This window comes from Halorubrum gandharaense (genome assembly GCF_054654575.1).
Genome location: NZ_BAAIET010000001.1, coordinates 1494113 through 1513834, shown reverse-complemented (window position 1 = coordinate 1513834; position 19722 = coordinate 1494113). Strand labels below are relative to the sequence as shown.

24 protein-coding genes are annotated in these 19722 nt (G+C 69.5%); 16 read left to right on the top strand and 8 right to left on the bottom strand.

The window, feature by feature from the left end; translation table 11 throughout:
* Positions 1-179 precede the first annotated feature (179 nt).
* A complete protein-coding gene (locus tag ACYQ07_RS07255; protein ID WP_459879267.1) occupies positions 180-458 on the bottom strand; it encodes a DUF7385 family protein in 279 nt (92 codons plus the stop codon).
* Between the two features lie 298 nt (positions 459-756).
* Here ACYQ07_RS07255 and ACYQ07_RS07250 point away from each other — a divergent pair, with 298 nt between their 5' ends.
* The 4 genes from ACYQ07_RS07250 (at position 757) to ACYQ07_RS07235 (ending at position 4050) form a co-directional block, all read left to right on the top strand.
* Positions 757-1464, top strand: a complete 708-nt coding sequence (locus tag ACYQ07_RS07250) for a cob(I)yrinic acid a,c-diamide adenosyltransferase (RefSeq protein WP_459879265.1) — start codon at positions 757-759, stop codon at positions 1462-1464.
* 1 nt (position 1465) lies between these two features.
* A complete protein-coding gene (locus ACYQ07_RS07245) occupies positions 1466-1786 on the top strand; it encodes a DUF8152 family protein (protein WP_459879263.1) in 321 nt (106 codons plus the stop codon).
* 61 nt (positions 1787-1847) lie between these two features.
* Entirely contained in the window at positions 1848-3524 is a 1677-nt protein-coding gene (locus ACYQ07_RS07240; protein WP_459879261.1) for a cobyric acid synthase, read from the top strand.
* Between the two features lie 217 nt (positions 3525-3741).
* On the top strand, positions 3742-4050 hold the full coding sequence (locus ACYQ07_RS07235) for a hypothetical protein (RefSeq protein WP_459879259.1): 309 nt from the start codon (positions 3742-3744) through the stop codon (positions 4048-4050).
* Here the strand turns inward: ACYQ07_RS07235 and ACYQ07_RS07230 are convergent.
* Positions 4047-5321, bottom strand: a complete 1275-nt coding sequence (locus tag ACYQ07_RS07230; RefSeq protein ID WP_459879257.1) for an MBL fold metallo-hydrolase — start codon at positions 5319-5321, stop codon at positions 4047-4049. The genes ACYQ07_RS07235 and ACYQ07_RS07230 overlap by 4 nt on opposite strands.
* Positions 5322-5650: 329 nt before the next feature.
* Between ACYQ07_RS07230 and ACYQ07_RS07225 the strand changes: the two genes are divergently transcribed.
* The 4 genes from ACYQ07_RS07225 to ACYQ07_RS07210 all read left to right on the top strand — a co-directional run bounded on the left by ACYQ07_RS07225 (position 5651) and on the right by ACYQ07_RS07210 (position 8915).
* Positions 5651-6076, top strand: a complete 426-nt coding sequence (locus ACYQ07_RS07225) for a TrmB family transcriptional regulator (RefSeq protein ID WP_459879255.1) — start codon at positions 5651-5653, stop codon at positions 6074-6076.
* A complete protein-coding gene (locus tag ACYQ07_RS07220; RefSeq protein WP_459879253.1) occupies positions 6073-6465 on the top strand; it encodes a hypothetical protein in 393 nt (130 codons plus the stop codon). Before ACYQ07_RS07225 ends, ACYQ07_RS07220 begins: the two co-directional genes overlap by 4 nt.
* A 708-nt stretch (positions 6466-7173) precedes the next feature.
* Positions 7174-7941: a nucleotide-binding protein gene (locus ACYQ07_RS07215; RefSeq protein WP_459879251.1), complete on the top strand. Its 768-nt coding sequence runs from the start codon at positions 7174-7176 to the stop codon at positions 7939-7941.
* A 233-nt stretch (positions 7942-8174) separates the two neighbouring features.
* Positions 8175-8915 carry a DUF8116 family protein gene (locus ACYQ07_RS07210; RefSeq protein WP_487247241.1) on the top strand — a complete coding sequence of 247 codons (741 nt, stop codon included), beginning with the start codon at positions 8175-8177 and terminating at the stop codon, positions 8913-8915.
* Positions 8916-9071: 156 nt separating this feature from the next.
* On the opposite strand, the gene ACYQ07_RS07205 is transcribed toward ACYQ07_RS07210, so the two are convergent.
* The 3 genes from ACYQ07_RS07205 to ACYQ07_RS07195 form a co-directional block, all read right to left on the bottom strand.
* A complete protein-coding gene (locus ACYQ07_RS07205) occupies positions 9072-9872 on the bottom strand; it encodes a helix-turn-helix transcriptional regulator (RefSeq protein ID WP_459879247.1) in 801 nt (266 codons plus the stop codon).
* Positions 9873-9937: 65 nt separating this feature from the next.
* Positions 9938-10186: a hypothetical protein gene (locus tag ACYQ07_RS07200; RefSeq protein ID WP_459879245.1), complete on the bottom strand. Its 249-nt coding sequence runs from the start codon at positions 10184-10186 to the stop codon at positions 9938-9940.
* Positions 10187-10286: 100 nt separating this feature from the next.
* Complete coding sequence (locus ACYQ07_RS07195; protein ID WP_459879243.1) at positions 10287-10529, bottom strand: hypothetical protein; 243 nt, start codon at positions 10527-10529, stop codon at positions 10287-10289.
* Positions 10530-10674: 145 nt separating this feature from the next.
* Between ACYQ07_RS07195 and ACYQ07_RS07190 the strand changes: the two genes are divergently transcribed.
* The 8 genes from ACYQ07_RS07190 to ftsY all read left to right on the top strand — a co-directional run bounded on the left by ACYQ07_RS07190 (position 10675) and on the right by ftsY (position 15700).
* Complete coding sequence (locus ACYQ07_RS07190) at positions 10675-10827, top strand: 50S ribosomal protein L39e (protein WP_418281329.1); 153 nt, start codon at positions 10675-10677, stop codon at positions 10825-10827.
* Positions 10828-11106 carry a 50S ribosomal protein L31e gene (locus ACYQ07_RS07185; RefSeq protein ID WP_459879241.1) on the top strand — a complete coding sequence of 93 codons (279 nt, stop codon included), beginning with the start codon at positions 10828-10830 and terminating at the stop codon, positions 11104-11106.
* 1 nt (position 11107) lies between these two features.
* The gene (locus tag ACYQ07_RS07180; RefSeq protein WP_459879239.1) at positions 11108-11773 is read left to right on the top strand and encodes a translation initiation factor IF-6; all 666 of its coding nucleotides are present in this window, start codon (positions 11108-11110) and stop codon (positions 11771-11773) included.
* A 134-nt stretch (positions 11774-11907) separates the two neighbouring features.
* Positions 11908-12822 carry an ABC transporter ATP-binding protein gene (locus ACYQ07_RS07175; protein ID WP_459879237.1) on the top strand — a complete coding sequence of 305 codons (915 nt, stop codon included), beginning with the start codon at positions 11908-11910 and terminating at the stop codon, positions 12820-12822.
* A gap of 29 nt (positions 12823-12851) precedes the next feature.
* Positions 12852-13694, top strand: a complete 843-nt coding sequence (locus ACYQ07_RS07170) for an ABC transporter permease subunit (protein WP_459880280.1) — start codon at positions 12852-12854, stop codon at positions 13692-13694.
* Between the two features lie 142 nt (positions 13695-13836).
* Positions 13837-14013: a 50S ribosomal protein L18Ae gene (gene rpl18a, locus ACYQ07_RS07165; protein ID WP_459879235.1), complete on the top strand. Its 177-nt coding sequence runs from the start codon at positions 13837-13839 to the stop codon at positions 14011-14013.
* Positions 14013-14465, top strand: coding sequence for a prefoldin subunit alpha (gene pfdA, locus ACYQ07_RS07160; RefSeq protein ID WP_459880277.1), 453 nt, complete (start codon positions 14013-14015; stop codon positions 14463-14465). The genes rpl18a and pfdA overlap by 1 nt, the downstream gene beginning before the upstream one ends.
* 8 nt (positions 14466-14473) lie before the next feature.
* Positions 14474-15700 carry a signal recognition particle-docking protein FtsY gene (ftsY, locus tag ACYQ07_RS07155; protein ID WP_459879233.1) on the top strand — a complete coding sequence of 409 codons (1227 nt, stop codon included), beginning with the start codon at positions 14474-14476 and terminating at the stop codon, positions 15698-15700.
* 493 nt (positions 15701-16193) lie between these two features.
* On the opposite strand, the gene ACYQ07_RS07150 is transcribed toward ftsY, so the two are convergent.
* From ACYQ07_RS07150 to ACYQ07_RS07140, 3 genes are all read right to left on the bottom strand, one after another.
* Positions 16194-16604: a DUF2237 family protein gene (locus ACYQ07_RS07150; RefSeq protein ID WP_459880274.1), complete on the bottom strand. Its 411-nt coding sequence runs from the start codon at positions 16602-16604 to the stop codon at positions 16194-16196.
* Between the two features lie 177 nt (positions 16605-16781).
* Positions 16782-18119, bottom strand: coding sequence for a hemolysin family protein (locus tag ACYQ07_RS07145; RefSeq protein ID WP_459879231.1), 1338 nt, complete (start codon positions 18117-18119; stop codon positions 16782-16784).
* Positions 18120-18164: 45 nt separating this feature from the next.
* Positions 18165-19697, bottom strand: coding sequence for a stage II sporulation protein M (locus ACYQ07_RS07140; RefSeq protein ID WP_459879229.1), 1533 nt, complete (start codon positions 19695-19697; stop codon positions 18165-18167).
* Positions 19698-19722 lie beyond the last annotated feature (25 nt).

The window sequence follows — 19722 nt, the reverse complement described above, 5'->3', positions numbered from 1 at the left end:
GAGCGGTGCTGGGCGGGGCGGGACTCAAAGGGGCAGCCGGCGAGGACGAAGCACGGCGCAGCAAGCACCGCAACGAGCGGAGCGAGTGAGGAGCGCAGCAAGCCGCGCGAGTCGTCGCCGGCTGGGGCTTTGGCGGTGTTTGCCGGCGTGCTCACACGAACAACCTCGTATAAGCCGGCCTATTCGTCGTGGATGAAGACGAGGCGTTTGTCCTCGGTGTTCACCAGACAGAGTTCGATGCCGTCGCGGGTGGCGCCGAGTTGCTGCCAGCCGTGGTCGGAGACGAACAGCGTCTGGAAGACGCCGGCGTTGCAGTCGGGGTTCGGGCAGGCGACGCCGGCGGCGTTCTTGTACAGCGTCGTCCCGCCGCCGGAGCTCTGTTTCACCAGTCCGTCGGTCAACGAGCGAAACTCGGCGGCCGACATCGCGCCCGACGAGTTCGTGGTATCGTCTGACATACACCTCTCTTTCGAGCGGCGGGTTAAAAACCGTCGGGCGGCGGCAGGGGTCGCCACGGCCCGACCTCCATCGCGTTGCGCCGCCGACCGCACCGCACCCGTCCTCACGCCTCCCCAGCCTCGGCCGGCGGCGTCCGCGGGACCGCACCGCCGCGGCCGCCGCCGACCTCCCTCGCGTGCCGGCTCGCGCCCGGTGGGCGCTCGCCGGGCACGCCACGTGGGATGGGTGGCGGATCGAATCGCCCGGCGTTCGCCCCGGAACTCACCTTTTAACCCCCATCGGGCCGGAGTGGCGAGCATGACCGAGGATGCAAGCGGCGAGGCGGAGCGGCGGGAGCGCGCCAGCGAGCGCGGGACGCCGGGTGCCGGCGTCACCCCCGAAGCGAGGGAGATCGATCCCACGGCCCCCGAGGAGTTCGGCCTGGTGCAGGTCTGGTGGGGAGACGGGAAGGGGAAGACGACGGCGGCGCTCGGCATGGCCGTCCGCGCGGCCGGCCACGGCCACCGCGTCCACCTGCTGCAGTTCATGAAGGGCGGCGCCGACTCCGTGGAGGCCGTGCGCGGCGAGTACAACGCGATCGCCGCGCTCCCGGGGATCAGCTACGAGAACACCGGCCACTACGGCTGGCACGGGATGGCCGACGGCTCCGGCGACGGGGCTCACGAGGAGAACGCGCAGGCGGGCTTGGAGCGCGCCCGCGAGCTGGTCGACGCCGCCGCGGACGCCGACCTCGACGCCCCGCTTCCGCTCGACACGGAGCCCGACGCGGGCGTCCACATGCTCGTCCTCGACGAGATCCTCTACGCCGCCGACCGCGGCCTCGTGGACCCCGCGGACGTGCTCGACCTGATCGACCGGAAACCGCCCGGCCTCGAACTCGTCTGCACCGGCAGCCACGAGCGCCCCGACTATCTCGACGACGCGGCGGACCTGATCACCCAGGTGAAAAAGGAAGCCCACCCGATCGATGCGGGCCAGCGCGCCCGGAAGGGGACGGAGTACTGAGATGACGGGGAACGACCGAGAGGACACGGTCGACGGCACCGAAGAGACGGCCGACGAGGAGTTCGACCCCGCCCGCGCGCTCCACGAACACCTGCGGGCGACGGAGGAGCTCCCGGTCGAGCGCGAGGCCGGCTGGCGGATCGGCGAGGCGCAGGGGCTCGCGGCACAGGTCGCGAGCGGCGACCTCGACGACGCGGTCGTCCGCGAGCGCGCCGCCGAGATTCGCGAACTGCTCGCCGAGATCGACCGCACCGGCGACCGCGAGGCGGACGACCGCGTGGAGGCCGCCCGGGAGCTCGCCGGCAGGCTAGCGGAGCGGTAACCCGGTCGCGCCGATCCCGCGGGTCAGCATCTTCATCCGTCGCGCCGTCCAACGACCGGCAGTGACGATTCCTGACGCGCGGACGATCCTGGTCGCCGGCACCGCCAGCCACGCCGGCAAGTCGACCGTCGCGGCCGGGCTCTGCCGACATCTTGCGGACGCCGGCGTCGACGTCGCGCCGTTCAAGGCGCAGAACATGTCGAACAACGCGCGAGCGGTGCCGGTTTCGATGGAGTCGGACAGTGGCTCGGCGTCGAATCCCGGCGAGGTCTTCGGCGAGATCGGCGTCTCCCAGTACGTGCAGGCACGGGCCGCCCGCGTGCCCCCCGAAACGGACCACAATCCCGTCCTGCTCAAGCCGCGCGGCGACGGCGAGAGCCAGCTGGTCGTGGACGGCGAGGCGGTCGCTCACTACGGGGCGGGCGACTACTACGCCGACCACTGGCACGACGCCCGCGACGCCGCCGTCGCGGCTCACCGGCGGCTCGCGACCGACCACGAGGTCGTCGTCGCGGAGGGCGCCGGCTCCATCGCGGAGATCAACCTCCACGACCGCGACCTCGCGAACGTCGAGACCGTCCGGTTTGCGGCCGACCACGGCGACGTCGACGTGCTTCTCGTCGCCGACATCGAGCGCGGCGGCGTCTTCGCCTCGCTCGTCGGCACGCTCGAACTGGTCCCGGACGACGTACGCGAGCAGGTGGTCGGCGCCGTGATCACCAAGTTCCGCGGCGACCAGTCCCTGCTGGAACCCGGCCTTGACGCGTTCGAGGAGCGGACTGGCGTCCCCGTGCTCGGCGTAATCCCCTACGACGACCCCGGGCTCCCGGAGGAGGACAGCGTTGGACTTCCGGACGCCGGGACGGGCGGCATCCAGGGTGCCGACGATGACGTTCCCGACGACCGCGCGGTGACGATTGCGGTTCCCCGACTCCCCCGGATCTCCAACGCGACCGACCTCGAACCGCTCGCCGCCGAGCCCGGCGTGCGGGTGCAGTACGTGCCGGTCGGGGATGGTGCGGAGCGGAACGATGCGACGGAGACGGATGCTACCGACGCCCTCGCCGACGCGGACGCCGTCGTCATCCCCGGCTCCAAGAACACGGTCGACGACTTGCTTGCCTGCCGCGAATCGGGCTTCCTCGACGCGCTCGCCGCGTTTGAGGGCCCCGTCGTCGGGCTCTGTGGCGGCTACCAGATCCTCGGCGACCGGATCCGGAACGCGGGCGTCGAGAGCGCGACGCTCGCGGACGCCGACGCCGTCGTCGAGGCCGCCGGCCTGCTCCCGGTGGAGACGACCTTCGACGCGGACAAGCGGGTGGTCGCGACCGAACTACGGGTGGACGCGGGCGCGACCGACGCGCTCGCCGGCGATGAGACCCACGAAGCGACCGGCTACGAGATCCACATGGGCGAGACGCGGATCGCGTCGGCTGTCGCCCCCGATGCAGTCACCACGCCCGTCTCGGACCCCGACGGCGACCGCGCCGGCGTCCCGCTCGGGGCGGCTCGGGGGTCCACCGTCGGCACCTACCTCCACGGCCTCTTCGAGAACGCCCCGATTCGGCGCGCGTTTCTCGACGCCGTCCGGGCGTCCGCCGGAGTGGCGGCGCCGGAGGTCGGGACGGTGGATGCGGACGAAGCGGGTCCACAGTCCCCGTACGACCACGCCGCCGCGCTCGTCCGCGACAACGTCGACATCGAGGCGCTTTCCCTGTCGACGGCGCCCGACGAGTGACGTTCCGGCCCGGCGCCACGTCGCCCGCCTTTCCCCCGGCGGGAAGTGGGACCCGCGTGTACCACCGTTTCGTGACGCGTCCCCGGCTGCTCGACGACGTGCGCGAGGAGTGCGACCGGCTCCGGGAGTCGATGGCCGTTGAGACGACGGCGTCCGCATCGAGGCCGACGTGGACCGGTAGCGCAACGACTTTGTCACGTCCGGCGGATTCACCGACATGAACGTCGCCCTCCCGTTCGACGTCCAGAACCTGTACGATGCGGTGTTCGCGTTCCTCTGGGGCGTGTTCGGCTTCCTCGGCGCGGGTCTCGTCGGCGCAATCGTCGGAGTTCTCGGCGCGTACGCCTACATCGACGTGACGAACCGTCTCGACCACACGGAACGGGTCGTCGTCCGACTCCGTGAGGAGAACGAGGCGCTCAACGAGCGTGTCGAGACGCTGGAGGCGGCCGACGACGAGGTCGAGAACGCGTCGAGCGAGGTGGGCGAGTTCGGTGAGTCGGGTGAGTCGGGTGAGCCGAGCTAGTCGTCCGCGTTCCCTCCCTCGCCAGCCCCGACGCCGGGCTCCGCCGCACAGCGATTCGGCCCGAGCTCCAGCTCGATGGCGGCCGTCTCGTCGGCGGGCGCGTCGACGCCGCGATTGGCCGCGACCACCGACTCGTAGTTGGGCGGCTTCTCCGGGAGCGTCGCCGTGATCCGCTCGACGAACGCCTCGCGGTCGACGCCGAGCAGCGGGAGCCCGGTTCGGGCCGCGCCCACCGTCGTCGTCACCGGCTCGCCAGGGGTCACGGCTCCCGTCGTGCCGTCGTTCGAAACTGCGAAATGGCCGGGACAGACGACGAGCGGGTCGGGCTCCGCCAGCAGGGTCGCGTGGAGGGAGTCGTACAGCTGGCGGGCGCCCTCGCGCGCGCCGGCGGTCGGATCGTCAGCGGAGGCCCCACTTTCCGCCGAGAACTGCAGCTCCGTCCGCCCAACGCCGTCCACGAACAGCGTGTCGCCGGTGAGCACGGCCTCGCGACCGACGAGGTAGCTCGCCATGTCCGCCGTGTGGCCGGGCGTCGCGAGGGCCTTCAGGTCGACGCCACCCACGTCGAGCGTCTCGTTGCGGGCCAGCGGCTCGAACGCGTAGCTCACGTCGCGCTCGGCGGCCGCCGCCGGCAGATGATAGGGGACGCCGAGCTCGTCCGCGAGCACGCGGCCGCCGGAGAGGTGGTCGGCGTGGACGTGCGTGTCGAGCACGGCGACGATCTCGGCGTCACGGGTCGCGGCCGCCTCCCGCCACTCCCCCCCGTGTCGGGAGACGTCGACGGCGACCGCTACACGCCGGGAGTCCGAACTGCTCGCATCCGTCCCGCGACCGCCCACGACCAGATAGCCGAGACACCCCTTCGCGCGCCGCTGGATCTGGACCACGTCGAGCGGCGGGGCGTCGTCGGAGCGGCCCGGAAGCGACACCGGCGCGTGGTCGTACACCGCCGACCACCCGCGCATGCCGTCGTCGACGACGTACACCTCGGCGTAGCCGGCGGCCTCCAGCTCGGCCGCGAGCGCCCGCGACGCCTTCCCCTTCGCGCACATCGTCACGACCGTGTCAGACGGCGAGATCCCCGTCTCCGCCTCGAACGCGTCGCGGTCGAACTCGTGGAACGGCTTGTAGAAGAAGTGGCGCGCGCCGGCGACGCGCCACCCCTCGTAGCTGTCGGCCGGCCGGGTGTCCACGACGGCGAACTCACGCTCGCCGGCACGACGCTCGTCGACCATATCGCGGAACTGCTCGGCGGTGACGACGGTGACCATGGCGGATCGAGGGGAGGGAGTCACAAAGCGTTGTCCCGCGTGACTCCGTCGGAACGCTCGCTCGATGGTGGGATCACGATCGGCGGGCACGCCGGCCTCGACGGTGCACAGCTCGCTGGGAGTCCACAGATGATCAATGCGGTGCCGGCCGCTTGTCCCGAGGGATTTCACGCAGAGAGGGGATTGGCCGTATCAGGGCGTCGAACTCGCAAGCAAACTGGCGTCGTCGTTCGAGAAGACGGCGTCACCTTCCACGACCCGTTGAGCACAGTAGCACACAGCATGGCAGCACACTTTTACAGTAGCACACACAATCTGCGACCATGCCAATGGAAATAGAGGAGTTCGAGATGGCGACCGACGAAGAAGACGAACGCTCCACCAGCGAGGAGATCGTAAAGTTTCTCCTCGAAAATAAGGATCGAGCGTGGAAGCGCAGTGAGATCGCAGAGGCGATCGACCGTGATCCCAACACCGTCGGCACGAACCTGAGCCGGTTGAAGGAGCGCGGCCTCGTCCGCCATCGCGAGAACCATTGGGCGATCACGAATGAGCCAGACCGGCTCGCCCAAGCGATCCGGTTCTCGAATGCACTCTCAACGCTCACCGAGTCGTTCGGAGCGATCATCGAAAGCGAAAAAGAGGCAAAAGCGTGGAGCGATGCACAACCGGATCAGCCGCATCCGAGCGTTGGTGACGAGGACGAAGCCACCGAACTCATCGAGATTGAAGGAGAAAACGGCGACGATAGATGATCGCACACCGGGGGCGTCAATATGGCATTGGAGACGTCGTCTGGACTGTCGACCCGTTCAAACATGGCGGCGACGTGAGCCGAATGTTTGCCATCGTCTCGACGCAGACACACCCATTTCAGGACCAGCAATTCATCGGAGTGTCAATCACCACGACGGATCATCTCATCGGCCACCCACTGTTCGACGAATATTGGGAGAAAGGTGGGACGCCCGAGGACTCATACATTCTCCCGCTCTCCATCCACACCCCAAAGGTGTCGAACATCCAAGCCCCACCGGACTATGAGAGCATCAGGGATCCGTGGCAGGGTCGTCTTGACGAAGAGTTGATGACGAAAGTGGCTGGGGAAATATTCTCGGCGATTAACTTCGAGTTCAAACGGTGAATGGAAATTGAACTCACCCGCTCGATTATATAGATCGGCGCTATTGAGTCCGTTTTCAGAGACACTATCGAATGATCCACCCAACTGATGGCGTCCGCTTAGTGATTGATGTCGGGAGTGAGTGTAGTACGTGGTTGGTAGTGGCGTTTATAAGTGGGGCGTTGGTGGGGTTGTCGGTTGTTTATAAGGTGTGTTTGACTGGTGAATCGCTGGTGAGACGCTGGTTAGGACCGCCGGCAAAGCCCCAGCCGGCTCCGGTCGAGGGGCTCGCTGCGCGCTCAAAAGGCCTCGCGATGCTCGGCCTTTTGAGTGCTTACGTCGCCCGTCGTCCCGGAGCAGGCTGCCCCTTTGAGTCCCACCCCGCCCCGCAACCGGACCGCACCTCACGCCTCCCCAGCCTCGTCGTCGCCTGCGGCGACGACTCCCTCGCGCGCCGACGAGCGCCCGCTGGGCGCTCGCCGGGCGCGCCACCGCACCGCACCCCTTTATAAGTAGACCGTCACTGCCACTTTCGACATTTTATATACCCTGTCGCCGGCGACGAATTGCAATACTCACTCCCGACATCGATCAGCGATCACCAATTAGCTATGTCACGGCGTTTCTCCGGATCTCCCCGAAATCGTCCGCCGGTCTCCCTCGCCGTGCCAGTTCCATTCCACCTCTCAGACGAGTAATTTTTAAGCCGATGAGGCGGAGAGTGTCCCCATGGTCGAGGCGGTCGCCGTCGCCAGCGGCACGGACGGCACGGGAAAGACGACGAGCACGCTCGCGCTCGGCATGGCGCTCGCCGACACACACGACGTGACGGTCGTCGACGCCGACACGGGGATGGCGAACCTGCTCTTTCACGCCGGGCTCGCCGACGCCGACGCGACTCTTCACGACCTGCTCGTCGAGGGGACCGCTACGTCGGTCGCGGAGGCCACCTACGAGCGCCACGGCATGTCGGTCGTCCCCTGTGGGACCGCGCTGTCCGGCTTCGAGGCGGCGGATCCCGAACGGCTCCGGGAGGCGGTCGCCGAGCTCGCCGCCGACACGGACGTGCTGCTGCTCGACTCGCCGGCGGTGCTCGGCTCCAAGTCGGCGGTCCTCCCGCTCGTGATGGCCGACCGAACCGTCGTGGTCGTCCAGCCCACCATCCCCGCGCTCGCCGACGGACTGAAAGTCCAGGAGTACGCCCGGTCGTACGGCACGGAGACCGCCGGCGTGCTCTTCAACAAGGTCCGCGGCGACGCCGACGACGTGGCCCGCAAGGCGGAGCGCCACTTCGGCGGGTCGACGCTGGCTCGGGTCCCCGACAGTGACGCGGTGCGGGCCGCCCGCCGGGCCGGCGAGCCCCTGCTCGCGCACGCGCCCGACAGCGAGGCGGCCGCGGCCTACCGCCGCGCCGTCGACCTGGTCCGGGTGCGCGACGGTGACGAGGGCGACGTGGCGGACCGGTTCCGAAGCGCGGTCGTCCCCGATACCCCATGATGCCGCCGCGGGGGACGGCCACCCCGGCTGACGACCCCGACCGGAATGGGACCGATCAGCCGCCGACACCCACATTCCGCGCGGGGAGCTGCTCCGGCCGCGAGTGGTGAGCGATATCGGGATCCTGCCCCGCACCGCCATCGACCGCGCGCGCCGAGCGAACCGTGAGGCGTGGGGGCTTGACGACGCGCTCGATGGGCGAGAGCTAAGTCCCGAGCCGTCCAAGGGTCGACATCACCGTCCTCCGTCTCCTCCGACTGACCGAGCCGACCGACTTCGCCGACTGGTACGCCGCGAGCCGGGCCTACACCCGGCGCGTCGCCGTCGGCATGGACCTCGACGGCGCGGACGCACTCGACGACGAGGCGGTCGTCCACCGGCTCCGAACCGACCCTGACTCCCTCTCGCCCGCGGCCGCCCGATCCGTCGCGACGACGCTGCTCGCTGACGGCGCGTTCTCCGAGCCGTACTGTGAGTGGATGCCGCTCTGGTACGAGCTCGCGCTCCTCGCGCCCGTCCGGTACTGCGACTGGCGACTCCGCCGTGTCGCCCGTGAGGTGGCCGCCGACGCGGGAGTGTCGGCGTCGGCGCCGCGGTTCTCGCGGCCCGCCGACGTGACCGTACGGGGGCAGCCGGCGCTCGCCGGCGTCTCGGGGTTCCGCGACCGGTTCCTGCTCGCCGCGGCGCTGGTGCATCTGGAGTGGTTCGTCCACGCGGCGCGCGCCGACGGGATCCGGGTTCCGGAGGCGCTCGTCGCCCGCACGCGAGAGGAAACGCTTGCGGCGTACGCGACGGGGGCGTCGACCGACCGGTCGGCGCTCTCACCCGACACCCGCCGATTTCAGCGGCTCCTGTTCACCGACGACGCGTGGGTGCGCGACGTGAACGACGCCTACGGGCTCGATAGCCGCCTGTTCGGGCTGTGGGAGCGGCTGCTCCGTGAGGAGCGCGAGCGGTTGGAATCCGGCCACTGAACCGGCTGAACTGGGCGGGGTGTTACGACCCTTGTAACAGCCCACCGAACTCGTTCGCGTCGCCGTGATTAGATATAGGTCGTGACCGGGATGAGGGACTTCCACGAGCCGTCGCCGGTTCGCGATCCCCCTTTCGGCCCTCTCCTGTCGCCCTGTTCACCGCTCGCCGTCGAGCAGTGCCGACAGCGGGCGCGCGTCCGTCCGGAGCGCGGCGAACTGCTCGTCGGCCCACTCGGCGACGGTCGGGGCGGTCGTCTCGAGGAGACACCGCGGGCTGTTGTGTGCGTCGTGAACCACGACGCAGGTGACGTTCCCGTGTCGGAACAGGCCGAACTCGACCGGCTCCGTCGTGACGAGGATCGTCGCGTTGTCGTCGGTGAGCGCTCGCTCCGTCGCCGTGTCGAACTCCGCCGCGGAGACGTCGGCGGCCGCCTCGTCGATCACCAGCTCGAAGCTGGCGCCGGCGTCGATCGCCGCGGCCGCCGCCTCGTTGTACCGGCTCGTGACGATGGGCGAGGTGGCTCGCACCTCCCCCTCGTCGGCGTCGCGGATCCGCTCGACCATCCTGTCGACCGCGCCGAACGGGTTGCGGTCGGTTGCGACCGTGATCTCGCCCTCGTCGAGCGCCGCCTGCGGGATGTCGACGCCGGCGCGCGCGAGCCCGGCGGCAAACGCGCCGTACCGGTCGGCTCGGTCGGCCTCCGCCAGCAGGGTCTCGTAGGCGTCGTGGACGCGTCGGCCGGTGGCGGTGAGCCGGTACTCCGCCCCCTGTGAGACGACCCAGTCGCGGTCGCGGAAGCCGGCGAGGATCCGCTGGACCGTCGTCCGGGTCGCGTCGACCGTTTCCGTCAGCGCGGCCGGGCGTCGCGGCCGCTCGCGAAGCGCTCGGAGCACGGCGACCCGGGCGGGCGACCCCGTCAGGTAGCGTGCGTCGTCGTGGGCAGCGTCGGCAGGCATCGTCCGGGAAACCCGTTAGGCCACCGACGGGTTAATCGTGTCGCCGGCGGCCATCACGGCCCCCATCACGGGCGGTGCGTGAACGTGACGACCGTGCCGATGGCATCGTCGGCGCCGACGGTCTCCGTCGCCACCGTCAGCCGAGCGACGGCGTCCTCGCCGACCGCCTCCTCAATGACCGCCCGGAGCGCTGCGGGCTCGGCGCCCTCCTCCAGCACGGCCACGCGGACGCGCTGACGATTGACGCTCACGTCGCCGAGGTCGTAGTCTGTGTGCTCGAACGCCTCGCGGATCGCGTCGGTCACGTCGGTCATATCCACCCGTTCACACGCCGGCGTATAAAAGGCGGCGTCACTGCCACCCTCGCGTTATTTTTCACCGTGGTTGGATCGCAACATGGGCGCCGACTGCCGCTCATGCATGCGACGCACGGTCCCGTGAATCTCCCGATGTGAGAGGGCGTCCGCGCCGTGTAAACGGGTCGAACGACGCCTTCACCGGATAGCGGATGTTGTCGGGCAAGCGGACGTTCCGATCGAACCGGTCGCGGCCCATGATCTGCTGGAGGGTCTCCACGAAGTGGTCGGTGCGCTCCTCGCTGCCGAGCCAGTCCTCGACGAGCCGCTGGGCGAGCGTGTCGCGTCCCCGACGGAGCACGCCGGCGCCGTGCCCGACCCACGCTTATAAATGCCGACCAACGTCCCTGCGCCGCCCGCGAACGCCGGCGAATCCGCGCGCGTACCGCTGGACGTGGACCCGTATGGAAGGGGTTTTATGCGCCCCGCGGAAAGTGTGCGCCACTATGGGAGACAAATCGAAGGCTCAAAAGAAGCGGCTGGCGAAGAAGGAGCGCCAGAACACCCGCGTCCCCGCGTGGGTCATGATGAAGACGGACATGAACGTGACGCGAAACCCCAAGCGGCGCAACTGGCGCCGGAACGACCTGGACGAGTAAATGAGCACCAACGACTTCGAGGAACGCGTCGTCACCGTCCCGATCCGCGACGCCAACGACAAGCCGGTACAGCAGCGCGCCGACTACGCGATGAAGGAGCTCCGTGCACACCTCGCACAGCACTTCTCGGTGGACGAGGAGGACGTGGTCCTCGACGGCTCCGTCAACGAGGCCGTCTGGGCACAGGGTCGCCAGAACCCGCCGAGCAAGGTCCGCGTCCGCGCGGCCCGCTTCGTCGAGGACGGCGAGCCGGTCGTCGAAGCCGAGCACGCAGAGTAACGTGTTACGGGCGACCTTCACCGGATCGTCGTACGTGGGCGTGTTCGCCCGCGTTGCGGATGACCTGCTGTTGATCCGGCCCGACGTCGACGAGGACCTCGCCGACTCGCTCGGTGAGGAGCTCGACGCCGAGCCACTGCCAACGACCGTCGGCGGGTCGAACACCGTCGGCGCGCTCGCCACGGGCAACGAGAACGGGGTGCTCGTCTCCGAACGCGCCACCGAGCGCGAGAAGGACCGCATCGCGGCGGCCGCCGACCGAGAGGTCCACGAGCTTCCCGGCACGATCAACGCGGCCGGCAACGTCGTGCTCGCCAACGACTACGGCGCCTACGTCCACCCCGACCTGCCCCGTGAGGCGATGCAGGTCGTCGAGCGCGCACTGGACGTGCCCGTCGAGCGCGGCGACCTGGGCGACGTCCGCACCGTCGGTACCGCCGCGGTCGCCAACAACACGGGGGTGCTCTGTCACCCCAAATCCCGCGAGGAGGAGCTACAGGCCGTCGAGGAGGTTCTCGACGTTCGCGCCGACCTCGGCACCGTCAACTACGGCGCGCCGCTGGTCGGCTCCGGGCTCGTCGCCAACGACGACGGCTACGTCGTCGGCGAGGACACCACCGGCCCCGAGCTGGGCCGGATCGAGGAGACGCTCGGCTTCATCGACTGAGCCGGCGCCGGTCGGTCCCCGCTTTCTCTCACCCCTGCCGTCCGAGCGACGGCGCTCGCCGCTTTCCGCCCGCGGACCGCTTCTTGCCGTCTCCCGCACCACCTTTTAAGCGGCCGGCTGGAGTTAGCTCCTTCATGCCCGCTATCGAGTGTACCGACCTCACGACGTACTACGGCGACGTTCGCGGCATCGAGGACGTCACGCTCTCCGTCGACGACGGCGAGGTGTTCGGCTTTCTCGGGCCGAACGGCGCCGGCAAGACGACGACGATCCGCACGCTCCTCGGATTCCTCTCCCCGACGAGCGGCGAGGCGCGGCTGCTCGGTCACGACGTGACCGACGAGGCGGCCTCCGTTCGCGCCCGCGAGCGCGTCGGCTACCTCCCGGCCGACCCCGGACTGGACGAGAACCGGACCGCCGGTGAGTTTCTCGACCATCAGGAATCCCTCCGTGGCGAGGCTCGGCGGGCGGAGCTCGTCGGGCGCTTCGGCCTGGACGAGTCGCGGCGGATCGGCGACCTCTCGCGAGGGAACCGGCAGAAGGTGGCGCTGGTCGCGGCGTTCATGCACGACCCGGACCTGCTGGTGCTCGACGAGCCGACGAGCGGGCTCGACCCGTTGCTCCAGGAGTCGTTCAACGAGCTGGTGCGCGAGCGCGCCGCGGCCGGCACGAGCGTCTTTCTCTCCTCGCACGTGTTGGGCGAGGTTGGGACGCTGTGTGACCGCGTCGGCGTGATCCGAAACGGCCGGCTCGTGACGGTGGAGTCCGTCGAGGAACTGCGTGAGCGCGGCGGCAAGCGCGTGCGGATCGCGGTTGCCGAGGACGTGGACCGCGAGACGTTTCAGGTGCCGGGCGTGTTGAACCTCCGGCTGGGCGACCGCGTGTCGTTCACCTGGGCCGGCGAGTACGACGCGCTGATCGACCTGCTCTCGCGATTCACGGTCATCGACCTCGATGTGCGTGACGCGCCGCTGGAGGACGTGTTCATGGAGTTCTACGACGAGCCCGAGGCGGACGGCGGCGGCGGAATCGGGATGGTGGGACAATGAGCGACGACGCTGCGGGCGGCGGGGACGAGATGGAGGATCCGGACGCCGACCGCTCCGACGCCGACCGCCCCGCCGCGTGGCTCTCGATCGCCCGCTACGAGGCCGCCGGCCGAACCCGAGGAGCGGCCGTGCTAACCGCGCTGTTGTCGGCGTTTTTGCTTGTGTTTCTCGCCTTCTTCCCGACGATGGAGGAGTCGGGCGTCGACTTCGACGAGTACGTGCAGGCGCTGCCGCCGGCAATGCGGGAGGCGTTCGGCATCATCACGATGTCGACCATCGAGGGCTTCCTCGCGGTCGAGTTCTACCAGTTCGGCTGGGTGATCCTCGTCGGGCTCTATCTGGCGTACCTCGGCGGCGAGACGGTCGCCGGCGACGTCGAGCGCGGCCGGATGGACCTCACCCTGTCGGCGCCCGTGCGCCGGCGCTCCGTCGTCGTCGGGAAGTTCCTCGGGCTGGTTCCGCTGATCCTCCTGCTCAACATCGTCGTGCCGGTCGTCGCGTACGCCGGCGTGGTCGGCATCGGCGAGTCGATCGCCGCCGAGCGGATCCTCGCGGCCCACCTGCTCGCGGTGCCGTACCATCTCGCGTGTGCCGCGCTCGGCGTCGCGATCTCGACGTTCTCCTCGCGGGCGTCGGTCGCCCAGCGAGTGGCGCTCGGGAGCGTCTTTCTCCTCTTCATGTTCGAGTCGATCGTTGGCGTCACCGAATACGACGAGCTCGGACTGGTGAGCCCGACGGCCCACTACACGCCCTCCGAGATACTCGTGCAGGGGACCTACGACGCGACCGGTGCCGCCGTCCTCTTAGCGGCAACCGTCGTCCTCGTCACGCTTGCGGCCGTCCGGTTCTCGCGGGCGGATCTGGACGGCTGAACCCCGGCGCCGTGGCGGCCACGCGGCCGCCACCGGAAGGTCGACGGCTGCCGTCCCGGCGCGCCGCACTCCTCCACGGGAGCGGTCACCACCCCGTCCCTTTTTAGGAAGATTCTTCCGTGTCCCTGACCGATTCCGGGACATGAGTACCTACACGGTGAGTGGGCGGTTCCAGAGCCGCGACGGCTACCAGCAGTTCACGAAGGATATCGAGGCGGAAAACGAGGAGCTCGCCCGCGAGCGCGTGTACACCAACGTGGGGAGCCAGCACAACCGCAAGCGTACCCAGATCGACATCAACGAGGTGACCGCCGCATGATGGGCGGAGGTCAGCAGCAGCTTCAGCAGCTCTCACAGGAGCTGCAGGCGCTCGACGAGGAGATCGAGGCGCTCGAGGAGGAGGTCGCCGACTACGAGCAGGAGAAGGTCGACATCGACGACGCCATCGAGGCCATCAAGACCCTGGAGACGGGCTCGACGGTGCAGGTTCCGCTCGGCGGCGGCGCCTACGTCCGCGCCGAGGTGCAGGACATCGACGAGATCGTCGTCTCGCTCGGCGGCAACTACTCGGCCGAGCAGGAGCAGGACGACGCCATCGACGTGCTTCGGAGCAAGCAGGAGGCGCTCGACGACCGCATCGAGGAGACCAACGAGGAGCTCGACGAGCTCGAATCCGAGAGCTCGGAGCTCGAACAGCAGGCCCAGCAGATGCAACAGCAGATGCAGCAGCAGCAGATGCAGCAGATGCAGGAGCAGGGCGGCGAGGAGTAAGGTAACCCGTGTTCGACGGACTGAAAGACAAGCTCAGCAGTTTCCGCAAGGACGTCGAGGAGTCCGCGGAGGTCGAGGAGGACGACGCGCCCCCGGAGGGTGAGGAGTCCGCCGAGGCGGACGCCGAAGCCGGTGCGGCTGCGGCCGATTCGGCCGGCGCCGCCGACACGACCGACGCGAAACCGTCGTCCACCAGCGACGCCGCCGCGGAGACCGAGACTGAGTCCGCCGCGTCCGCGGCGTCTACGGCCGGCTCCGACGAGTCGGCGGCGTCCGCTTCCGAATCGGCGCCCGACGCCGCGACGGCGGAGAACGAGGACGGGGACGAGGACGAAGACGACGAGGACGTGGCGAGCACGTTCCAGCGCGCGAAGGCGTTCGCGACCGGGCGGATCATCATCGAAGAGGAGGACCTCGAAGAGCCGCTGTGGGACCTCGAAATGGCCCTCCTGGAGAGCGACGTGGAGATGAGCGTCGCCGAGCGCATCCTCGAGACGGTCGAGGAGAAGATGCTCGGCGAGTCCCGCAAGCAGGTCGAGACGACCGGCGAGCTCGTCGAGGCGGCGTTACACGACGCGCTGCTCGACGTGATCTCGGTCGGCCAGTTCGACTTCGAGGAGCGTATCGCGGAAGCCGACAAGCCGGTGACCATCGTGTTCACGGGGGTCAACGGCGTCGGCAAGACGACCTCCATCGCGAAGCTCTCGGAGTGGCTCGACGCGCACGGCTACTCGTCCGTGATGGCGAACGGCGACACTTACCGCGCCGGCGCCAACGAGCAGATCCGCGAGCACGCGGAGACGCTCGACCGGCCCCTGATCGCCCACGACCAGGGCGGCGACCCCGCGGCCGTCATCTACGACGGCGTGGAGTACGCCGAGGCCAACGACATCGACGTCGTGCTCGGCGACACGGCGGGTCGGCTCCACACCAGCGACGACCTGATGGCGCAGTTGGAGAAGATCGACCGCGTCGTCGACCCCGACATGACGCTGTTCGTCGACGAGGCGGTCGCCGGCCAGGACGCGGTCACCCGCGCCAAGGAGTTCAACGACGCCGCCGAGATCGACGGCGCGATCCTCACGAAGGCGGACGCCGACTCCTCCGGCGGCGCCGCCATCTCCATCGCGTACGTCACCGGGAAGCCGATCCTCTTTCTCGGCACCGGGCAGGGGTACGACGACATCGAGCGGTTCGACCCCGAGGCGCTCGTCGACAGTCTGCTCGGCGAGTAGCCAACCGATCTTCAACCTTTTTACTTGCCGACGCCAGCCCGGCTACTGATGGCTGGAGATGTCGATCCACTCCATGTGGGAAACGGGTGCCAAGTAGCAGCGTCTCTGCGGAGCTGTGGCGCGCCCGGCGAGCGCCCTGCGGGCGCAAGCCGGCGCGCGAGGGAGTCGTCGCCTGCGGCGACGACGAGGCTGGGGAGGCGTGAGGTGCGGGGCTGTGCGGGGCGGGATGGGACTCAAAGGGGCAGCCGTTCCCGCCGCAGGCGGGAAACAGCGAGACGGCTCCGACCGTCTCGCCCGTGGTCCGGGAAGATGGGCGACGTAAGCACTTTTCAGGGCGTCTCTCCGCACAGCCCGACGCCCTGAAAAGCGCGCAGCGAGGGTCCCGCGAGCATGCGAGCGGGACCGTCTTCCGGAACCCTCGACCGGAGCCGGCTGGGGCGTTGGCGGCGTTCGCCTCGCCGGTAATCCCCCAAGCAAAAACCCGGAGAGCGTCTTAAAAGGGGCTCTCGAAGGAGTCCCCCTCACCGTCAGCCAGCGTCCCCGGCTCGAACGTCTCGGGGTCGAACTCGTGGGTGCGGAGCTCGTCGGGCTCGATGGCGGTGAGGACGGACTCGTTGGTCGCCTCCAGCACCACCGGTGGCGCGACGCCGTCCGCCTTCGCCTGCACCCAGCGGTCGACGCAGAGACACCAGCGGTCGCCGGGTTCCAGCCCCGGGAAGCGGAACTCCGGATTGGGGGTTATCAGGTCGTTGCCCTGTTCGCGGCCGTATTCGAGGAACTCGGCGGTCATCACCGCACACACGGTGTGGCGCCCGGCGTCGCCGTCGACGTCGCGACAGCAGCCATCGCGGAGGTAGCCCGTCTCGGGGTCGTAGCTGCACGCGGCGAGCTCGCCGCCGTACACGTTGCGGTCCTCGCCGGCGCTCGGGTCGGGCGTCTCGAACGCGTCGTCGTCGGCGACGGTGTCGCCGTTGCGGTCGTCGCCGGCGTCGTCGTTTGACACAGACGAAACGGGGGCCGCGAGACGCTTAAAAGGCGGTGCGACGGTTGGCGGGGACTGGCCGTCCCGTAGCGGACGCCCTCACTCCGTCGCGCGGTCGTCGTACTCGCGGTCGTCGCCCCCGCGTTCCGCCCCGTCACCGCCCTTCTCACCCTCGCCCGCCGGCGTCCACCCCGGAATCCGCCGCACCCGCACCCGTCGGATCCGGTTTCGCTCGGCGGCCTCGACCGTGATCGTCACATCCACGTCGGGGAACTCCACGGTGTCGCCCTCCCGGCCGATCCGGCCGAGATGAGCGTTGAGCAGCCCGGCAACCGTCTCGTAGTCGCCGTCACGGGGGAGCGCGACGCCCATCACGTCGTTCACCTCCGTGACGGTCACCTCGCCTTTCACGAGGAGCCCGTCGTCGGTCGGGCGGAACACCCGCTCCTCGCCGGTTTCGAGGATCTCGCCGACGATCTCCTCGACGATGTCCTCGACGGTGACGATCCCCTCCACCTCGCCGTACTCGTCGACGATCGCCACGAGCGGAAGCCGGTTCTCCTGCATCTCGGCGAGCAGGGAGTCGATCCGTCGGGAGTCGGGGACGCTCCGGGTTTCGAGCAGGATGTCCGCAAGATCGAGCCCCTCGCGCATCGCGCGCTCGGCGTCGCGCACGTCGACCACGCCGACCACGTGGTCGAGCGTGCCCTCGTAAACGGGGACGCGGGTGACGCGCTCGTCGGCACAGGTGCTGACGATCTCGCGCAGCGAGGCGCTCCGGGGGACGGCGACCACGTTCGGTCGGGGGACCATCACCTCCCGGGCGCTGGTGGCGCCGAGCGCGAACACGCCCTCGACCATCGCCTGCTCCCGTTCGTCGATGGCGCCGACGCGCTCGCCGGTCGCCACCAGCCGTTCGAGCTCGGCGCGGGTCAGCTCCGGGCGACCGGCCGACTCGGATCCCGTCAGCCGGTTGATCCCGTCCGACACCCGCTCGAAAACGGCGACGACCGGGTAGAGCACGCGCTGGACTGCCGCGAGCGGGCGCGCGACCCGGAGCGCGAGCGATTCGGCGTGAGCAACGCCGTACGACTTCGGCGTGATCTCCCCGACGACCAACACGAGGATGCTCATGATCCCGGTCGCGAGGGCGGTGCCGGTGCCCGCGCCGAAGGCGGCCGCGAGCGCGGCGGTCGCCAGCGCCGTCATCCCGATGTTGACGACGTTGTTGCCGACGAGAATGGTGACGAGCAGTTTATGCGGGTCCTCCCGTAGCCGTGCAAGCACCTGCCCGCGACGGTCCTCGCCGTCCTTCAGCGCCGCAACGCGGTGGCGCTCCAGCGAGAAGACGGCGATCTCGCTGGCCGAGAAGAACGCACTCACGGCGAGCAGGACGGCGACGATCGCGACGGTAACCGCCAGCGACTCCGTGATCATGTGTGGACCTTCCGCGGCGGGGTGTTATAGGTGGGTGTCGAAGGGCTACAGGAACAGCCGCCAGTAGTACGGGCTGACGAACCCCTCGATGAGCGCGGCGACGAACAGGATCGCGCCGACGCCCATCGTCACCCAAAAGGCGGCCTCCAGCCGGTCCGCGAACGCCTCGCGGGAGACTCTTCCCCGGAACGTGCCCCACGCGACGAGCCCGAGGTGGAAGCCGAGCGCGCCGGCGATGATCAGCGCCGGGATCTCCAGAATGCCGTGCGGGACGACGAACGCGACGAGCGCGGCGAGGTTCTCCTCCAGCGCCGCGATCCCGCCGAGGAAGAGGCCGTTGAATGCCAGCGCGGAGATCGTCGGGACGACCAGCGCGACGCCCGCGAACGACATGCCGATGCCGACCGACCAGTTGTTGCCGAAGAACTCCAGCGCCGCGACGGGCGGCATGTGGTCGGCCAGCCGCGCCTCGATGGAGCTGTCGATGACGCCGACGAGCGGCTCGACGGCCACCCAGCCGACGACGAAGAAGCCGACGAGGACGGCGGTCGCGGCAGCGTGGAGGCCGAGCGTGCCGCGGACGAACCCGACGGTCTCGCGCTTTGTGCGGTCCCAGCCGGCGGCGAGCTGCGTCCGCAGCGACGCCTCCGGACGGCTCGGCGGCGCGACGGCGTCGTGCGAGTCGCCGTACAGCACGGTTTTCAGCAGGTCGAGGGCGGGCGCGGCGACGACGGCCGAAAAGAGCGCGACGATCGTCCCCGCACCCACGACGGTGAGCGCCGAAGCCGCCGAGGAGATGCCGAAGAGGACGCCCACGGCAACGACGAGGTAGGCCGCGGCGTCGGCCGGGTTCGACCGGACGAACCGCCCCGACCCCCGGAGCGCGCCGGCGACGCCCGCGTCCTCGACGACGACCGCCGCGGGAGCGAACGCGAACACCACGCGGACGGCAACCAGAACGACGAACGCGAGCAGGATGACGACGAGCGCGACCAGCGCACCCACGAGGGGGCCGCCCACCGCCACGGCGAGGCCGACGACGAGCGCGGAGAGCCCGATGACGCCGACCCACAACACGAACTCCGCGAGGTAGAGCCCGAGGAACGACAACCAGTGGCGGCGGACGCCGCCGACGCCGGCGACCAGTCCGCGCTCGTCACGGAGCCGGGCGAACACGGCGTTCATCTGGCCGGCGGAGACGGCGGCGTACGCGAACAGCGAAACGACCGCGGCGCCGACGGCACCGATGGCGATCAACCCGATCGCGACCTCGGAGTAGAGCGGTTCCAGCGCGGGCAACAGCGACTCGAACCACTCGAACCACGCCTCCATCGCCTCGGGGTCCTCCTCGACGGGGGCCTGGTCGGGCGGCTGGAGGTCCAGTTCGGCGAGCGCGTCCGTGGCGGCGGCGATCCGGCCGGTGACGTGGAGGTACGCGACGGCGGCGGCCGCCCCGATCAGGAGGGGAACGCGGGCGATCACCACGACCGCGGTGCCGAGGAGGTAAAACGGCAGCAGGTCGGCGGGGCGCCGTCGGAGGGTCGCCACAACGGCGTTAACGGCGGTTGACAGGTCCATGCCGGATCCGTCGACCGAGCGCAAC